The sequence below is a fragment of the Streptomyces sp. genome (assembly GCF_035563135.1).
Lineage (GTDB): Bacteria > Actinomycetota > Actinomycetes > Streptomycetales > Streptomycetaceae > Streptomyces.
Genome location: NZ_DATMVN010000859.1, coordinates 1 through 5,307, shown reverse-complemented (window position 1 = coordinate 5,307; position 5,307 = coordinate 1). Strand labels below are relative to the sequence as shown.

The 5,307-nt window shown below is 72.8% G+C and carries 9 protein-coding genes; 1 reads left to right on the top strand and 8 read right to left on the bottom strand.

The window, feature by feature from the left end; genetic code table 11:
- The 5 genes from amaP to VN520_RS37920 all read right to left on the bottom strand — a co-directional run.
- The coding region (gene amaP / locus VN520_RS37940) for an alkaline shock response membrane anchor protein AmaP (RefSeq protein ID WP_325751506.1) at window positions 1-450 on the bottom strand (450 nt) is incomplete at its 3' end.
- Window positions 451-454: 4 nt separating this feature from the next.
- Window positions 455-1,141 carry a DUF6286 domain-containing protein gene (locus VN520_RS37935; protein ID WP_325751505.1) on the bottom strand — a complete coding sequence of 229 codons (687 nt, stop codon included), beginning with the start codon at window positions 1,139-1,141 and terminating at the stop codon, window positions 455-457.
- The gene (locus tag VN520_RS37930; RefSeq protein ID WP_325751504.1) at window positions 1,138-1,491 is read right to left on the bottom strand and encodes an Asp23/Gls24 family envelope stress response protein; all 354 of its coding nucleotides are present in this window, start codon (window positions 1,489-1,491) and stop codon (window positions 1,138-1,140) included. Before VN520_RS37930 ends, VN520_RS37935 begins: the two co-directional genes overlap by 4 nt.
- Window positions 1,488-1,679 (bottom strand): hypothetical protein, encoded by a 192-nt coding sequence (locus VN520_RS37925; protein ID WP_325751503.1) that lies wholly within the window; start codon window positions 1,677-1,679, stop codon window positions 1,488-1,490. Before VN520_RS37925 ends, VN520_RS37930 begins: the two co-directional genes overlap by 4 nt.
- Window positions 1,680-1,710: 31 nt before the next feature.
- Window positions 1,711-2,205 carry an Asp23/Gls24 family envelope stress response protein gene (locus tag VN520_RS37920; RefSeq protein ID WP_325751502.1) on the bottom strand — a complete coding sequence of 165 codons (495 nt, stop codon included), beginning with the start codon at window positions 2,203-2,205 and terminating at the stop codon, window positions 1,711-1,713.
- A gap of 93 nt (window positions 2,206-2,298) precedes the next feature.
- On the opposite strand from VN520_RS37920, the gene VN520_RS37915 reads away from it, so the two are divergent.
- On the top strand, window positions 2,299-2,994 hold the full coding sequence (locus VN520_RS37915) for a hypothetical protein (RefSeq protein ID WP_325751501.1): 696 nt from the start codon (window positions 2,299-2,301) through the stop codon (window positions 2,992-2,994).
- 50 nt (window positions 2,995-3,044) lie between these two features.
- Here VN520_RS37915 and VN520_RS37910 read toward each other — a convergent pair whose 3' ends face one another.
- The 3 genes from VN520_RS37910 to VN520_RS37900 all read right to left on the bottom strand — a co-directional run.
- Window positions 3,045-3,836, bottom strand: coding sequence for an enoyl-CoA hydratase/isomerase family protein (locus tag VN520_RS37910; protein WP_325751500.1), 792 nt, complete (start codon window positions 3,834-3,836; stop codon window positions 3,045-3,047).
- Between the two features lie 150 nt (window positions 3,837-3,986).
- Window positions 3,987-4,208, bottom strand: a complete 222-nt coding sequence (locus VN520_RS37905) for a helix-turn-helix domain-containing protein (protein ID WP_006123601.1) — start codon at window positions 4,206-4,208, stop codon at window positions 3,987-3,989.
- A gap of 358 nt (window positions 4,209-4,566) precedes the next feature.
- Window positions 4,567-5,307: ABC-F family ATP-binding cassette domain-containing protein (locus VN520_RS37900; RefSeq protein WP_325751499.1), on the bottom strand; the 741-nt coding region annotated here is incomplete at its 5' end.

Here is a 5,307-nt window from a genome sequence, read left to right as displayed (position 1 = left end):
AGCCGCGTGCGGCTCCAGCAGCAGCCGGACCCGGGCCCGTGGGGCGGTGCGCCGGCCGGACAGCGCGGCCTTGGCCCCGGCCACCCCGTCCAGGGCGCCCGCCTCGTCGGCGAGCGCTCCCTCCAGAGCCCTGCCGCGCAGCAGTGCCCCCTCGCCGTCGCCGCTGTCGACCAGTACCTCGGCCAGGCGCCCGCGGCGCAGCTGGGCCAGGAGCCACCACAGCGCGAGGACCACCAGGACGGCGAGGACCGCGATGACGGTGGGCCACCACCAGCCCTCGTCCCGCCACCTGGTCCGGTCCGCCCTGCTGAGCAGCACGTCGTCCGTGCCGCCGAAGGGCCACCAGGAGGGTACGGACAGGCCGAGCCCGGACGCGAGGACGGCGCCGCCGAGGGCGAGGAGGACCAGCCCTGCCAGACCGAGCAGGACCCGGTTGACGGATGTGATCACGGGGTCACCCCTTCTTCGCCGGCCGGCGCACGCGCACGGAGAGGCCGGGCGGCCGTGCCAGGCCCAGTTCGCTGACGGCCGTACCGAGGACAGCGTCCAGGTCGGCCCTGACGTCGTCGAGTTCACGGAAGTGCGACAGGGCCCGCACGGCCGCCTTGCGCCGGCTCACCTTCACCCGGGCGGACTGCACCCCGGCCACCTTCACGGCCCGGTCACGCAGGACGCGGGCGGCGGCGGTCCGGTCGAGCCCCGCGCGTACACCGGCATGGTGGCGGCTCATCGGGAGCAGGGCACGCAGTCCGGGGGTGAGCGCCAGGAGCAGGAGCCAGAGGCCGAGTGCGGCCGCGAGGGCGGCCCCTGCCAGGACCCACACGTCGTCGAGGTGACGGCTCGCCAGGTCGCCGGCGACGGAGCGCCGCCACCGCATGGCGGGGTGGCCGGCCCGCACCGCCGCGATGTCGTAGAGCAGGAGCCCGGCACCGCCGAGGACGATCAGGGCGGCCAGCGCCGCGGGAACCCTGCGTCCGGACCAGAAACGGCCGGCCCTGCCGCCCGTCCGCGCCGGCGCGGGTACGGGTTCGTACGCGGAACCCGACGCGGACCGGTCCCTCTCCAGCACGCCGCCGGACGGCGCCGGTCCGTCGGCGGGCAGGCGCCGCGTGCTGTTCTCCGGCTCGTGCGGCCCGGTCATCGGACGCTCCCCTCCGGTGCGGTGCCCGCTCCTGACGGATGCAGCCGTTCGACCTGCACCGCCACTTCGGGTACCTCCATCCCCGCCAGGGCTCTCACCCGCTCGCTCACGCGGCGCCGCACCGACCGGCACCGACTGCCGATGTCGCAGGGGTAGGCGAGGTCGAGACTGACCCGCACCCGCGCGGTGTCCCGGTGCACGGTGACGGTGGCGCGCGGCGCGGCGGCGCCCTCGGGCCGCTCACCGACCGCCTCCTTGGCCGCCTGCGCGGCGATCTTCGCGACGACCCGGTCGGCGATCCGGGTCTGCCCGCGCCCGGCGGCATCGACCCGGCCTGTCATCCCCGTCACCGTCGCCGGTCGCCGCGCTCGCGACTCCGGAAGAAGTCGCCGGGTTCCAGGTCGCCGTCCAGGAAGCGGCCGGCGACGAAGCCGACCGCACCCAGCGCGGCCACCAGCAGAAAGGCCCCGAACCCGCCGAAGTACCCGGCGAAACCGAGCGCCATGCCGACCACCAGGCCGACGACAGCCATGCTCATCGTGTGCTCCTCAACTGCCGGCTCGGAAGTTCTACTGGACGCGGGACCCGGTCTCGTCCTCGTCGTCCTCCTCGTCGGGCAGTTTCACGTCGCTCACGGCGATGTTGACCTCGACGACCTCCAGGCCCGTCATCCGCTCGACCGCCGCGATGACGTTCTCGCGCACGTCGCGGGCCACTTCGCCGATCGCCACGCCGTAGTCGACGACGATCTCCAGATCGAGGGCGGCCTGCGATTCGCCGACCTCGGCCTTGACGCCGCGGGTCACGGACTTGTTGCCGCCGGGAACGCGGTCGCGGACCGCGCCGAACGTCCGGGAGATGCCACTGCCCATCGCGTGGACACCGGCGACGTCACGTGCCGCCATTCCGGCGATCTTCTCGACCACACCGTCGGCGATCGTGGTGCGGCCGCGGGTCGCGGGGGCTCCCCCGCCGCGCTTGCTGAACTGGCTCTGCCTGCCGTCGTCCCCGCCGGGCACACTGCCGGGGGTCTCGGGCCGGCTCCGCTGTGGGCTCTCGGTCATCGCCGCTCTTCCCTTCGGGGCGCGTTGAACTTCCGTGGCTCACAGTAAGTGCGCTTTCCCCGTCCCGCGCCGTGGATGGGGCAGGGTGGAGCAATGACAACGGCTGACAGCCCGCACCGGGCCGACGGATGGACCGCTGCGGTACGCCAACGGCTCGGCCTGGGCAGACTGCTCCCTCTGGGTGGCCCCGCCGACGGTTCCTGGATCGCGGAACGAGTGGCGGCGACGGTGCTGCGGGACGCCGCCGCCGGATCGGGGGCCGTGCTGGGCACGCTCAGGATCGCCCCCGCCGACGAGGACCACGCCCTGGACCCACCGGTGCCGGGTCCCCCCAGCGCCCTGCCGCCCGGCCCGCTGCGGATCGAGGCCGGATTCTCCACGACGGCGCTGCGGCCGCTGACCGCGACGGCGGACGCGTTGCGCGCGGCTCTGCTGACGGCGGCGGCCCAGCGGCTCGGCCTGGTGGTCGACGCGGTGGACCTCCGGGTGACGGAGTTGCTGGAGGAGGAGCCGGCACCGGCCGTGGAACCGCCCGCCGGCATTCTCACGGCACCACCGCAGGGGGCTGCCGCGACGGCGGCGGCCGGGGTTCCGGGCGTCGTGTCGCTGACGCGGGTGCTGGGCGGTGCCGTGCAGCACACGGAGGGTCATGTCCGGCTGGAGCTCGCGACGGCCGGGGACCGCCGGGCACTCGATGTGGCGCGGGCGGTGCGCGGGGCGGTGACCGCGGCCGTGGAGGGCCGTCCGACGGTCGCTGTGCTGGTCACGGCCGTCGTGGTCCGGGAGTGACACGGCCCCCGCCGGACGGCGGGGGCCGTGCGTGCCGGGTCTCCGGCTGTTCAGTCGGAGAGGCCGGCGAGGTCGCGCAGGCGGCGGCCCTGGGCGGCCCGCTCGGCGCTGCGCTGCTCCTCGTAGTCACGCGAAAGCGCGCCGCTCAGCAGCGCCTTGGTCTCGACGACCGCGTCGCGCGGGGCGGCGAGCAGGGCCGCGGCCAGGTCGTGCCCCGCGGCGTCGAGCTGGTCCGCGGGGACCACGAGGTTGGCGAGACCGGTGCGCTCGGCCTCCTCGGCGTGCACGAAGCGCCCGGTGGCGCAGATCTCGAGCGCGCGGGCATAGCCCACGAGGTTCACCAGGGGGTGGGTGCCCGTGAGGTCGGGGACGAGACCGAGGCTGGTCTCGCGCATGGCGAACTGCACGTCCTCGGCGACGATCCGCAGATCGCAGGCGAGGGCGAGCTGGAAGCCCGCGCCGATCGCGTGTCCCTGGACGACCGCGATCGACACGATGTCGTTGCGGCGCCACCAGGTGAAGGCCTCCTGGTACTCGGCGATGATCGCGTCGAGCTCGGCCTCCGGGCCGCGCGCCATGTCGAGGAAGGAAGGCTCGCCGTCGAATCCTTCCGGTGCGAATGCCTGCCGGTCGAGTCCCGCGGAGAAGGACTTGCCCTCACCGCGCAGCACGACGACCCGCACACTGCCGGGGAGCGCCCGTCCGGCCTCTGCCAACGCCCGCCACAGAGCGGGAGACTGAGCGTTGCGCTTGGCCGGGTTGGTGAGCGTCACCGTGGCAACCGCGTCTTCGACGGTGAGCCGTACGCCGTCCTTGTCGAGCACGGAGTCGAGCGAGGTCATGGAGGGCCTCCGGAGGGGGTGCAGTCAGCACTTACTGGTAAGTAACTGAACAGTAACCACCCGGACGACCTGACGATCGGCCGGGTGGCCACCCGGTGTTCCGGTGAGCCTCGGAGCCGGTCTCGACCGGCCCCGGACCGCTGCCCGCCGTCAGGCCGAAGCGGCCTTCTTGCCCCGAGTCGCTCCGCCGCGTCCCCGCAGCGTGACTCCGGACTCACTGAGCATCCGGTGGACGAATCCGTAGGAGCGGCCGGTTTCCTCGGCCAGCGCCCGGATGCTTGCACCGGAGTCGTACTTCTTCTTCAGGTCTGCCGCGAGCTTGTCGCGCGCGGCGCCGGTCACCCGGCTGCCCTTCTTCAGAGTCTCGGCCACCCGTGCCTCCTCAAGGAAGTGCGCTCTGAACTCTCATGATCACCCCTTCTGGGCTTCATGGCCACCCATTCGGCAAGGTCCGTGCGACGGGTTTCCCCGTGCCGAAGCGGCCCGGCACAAGCGGAATCAAGAATTCAAAGCGATCTCACGGCCCGGCGGGACGGACCGCGAGAGAAAGATCCAGGTCAGAGCCTTACGGGGTGAGGTGACCCGAAATGAGTGCAGTCGACAGCTATTTACCGGGCGCCGCGCCCGGGTACGAGACCCGCTCACCCAGATGATGGATCACCGATGGGCCGAATGATCCGGACACGTGGGATCACCGGACCTCCTCACCGCGCCCGGGAGCACCTGCGGGTCAGGCGAGGGCGACCAGGTCCCGGTAGTCCGCGCCCCAGAGGTCCTCGACCCCGTCGGGCAGCAGGATGATCCGTTCCGGCTGGAGCGCCTCGACCGCTCCCTCGTCGTGGGTGACGAGGACGACGGCACCCTTGTACGTGCGCAGGGCCCCGAGGATCTCCTCGCGGCTGGCCGGGTCGAGGTTGTTGGTCGGCTCGTCGAGCAGCAGCACGTTGGCGGAGGAGACGACGAGCGTCGCCAGGGCGAGCCGGGTCTTCTCGCCGCCGGAGAGCACTCCGGCGGGCTTGTCCACGTCGTCACCGGAGAAGAGGAAGGACCCGAGGGTCTTGCGGACCTCGACGAGATCGAGGTCGGGCGCCGCGGAGCGCATGTTCTCCAGGACGGTGCGCTCCGGGTCCAGGGTCTCGTGCTCCTGGGCGTAGTAGCCGAGCTTGAGACCGTGGCCCTCGATGACCTGGCCGGTGTCGGGCTTCTCGGCGCCGCCGAGGAGCCGCAGCAGCGTGGTCTTGCCCGCGCCGTTGAGGCCGAGGATGACGACGCGTGAGCCCCGGTCGATGGCCAGGTCGACGTCGGTGAAGATCTCCAGTGAGCCGTACGACTTGGACAGGCCCTCGGCCATCAGCGGGGTCTTGCCGCACGGGGAGGGCTCGGGGAAGCGCAGCTTGGCCACCTTGTCGGAGACCCGGACCGCCTCCAGCCCGGAGAGCAGGCGTTCGGCCCGCTTGGCCATGTTCTGGGC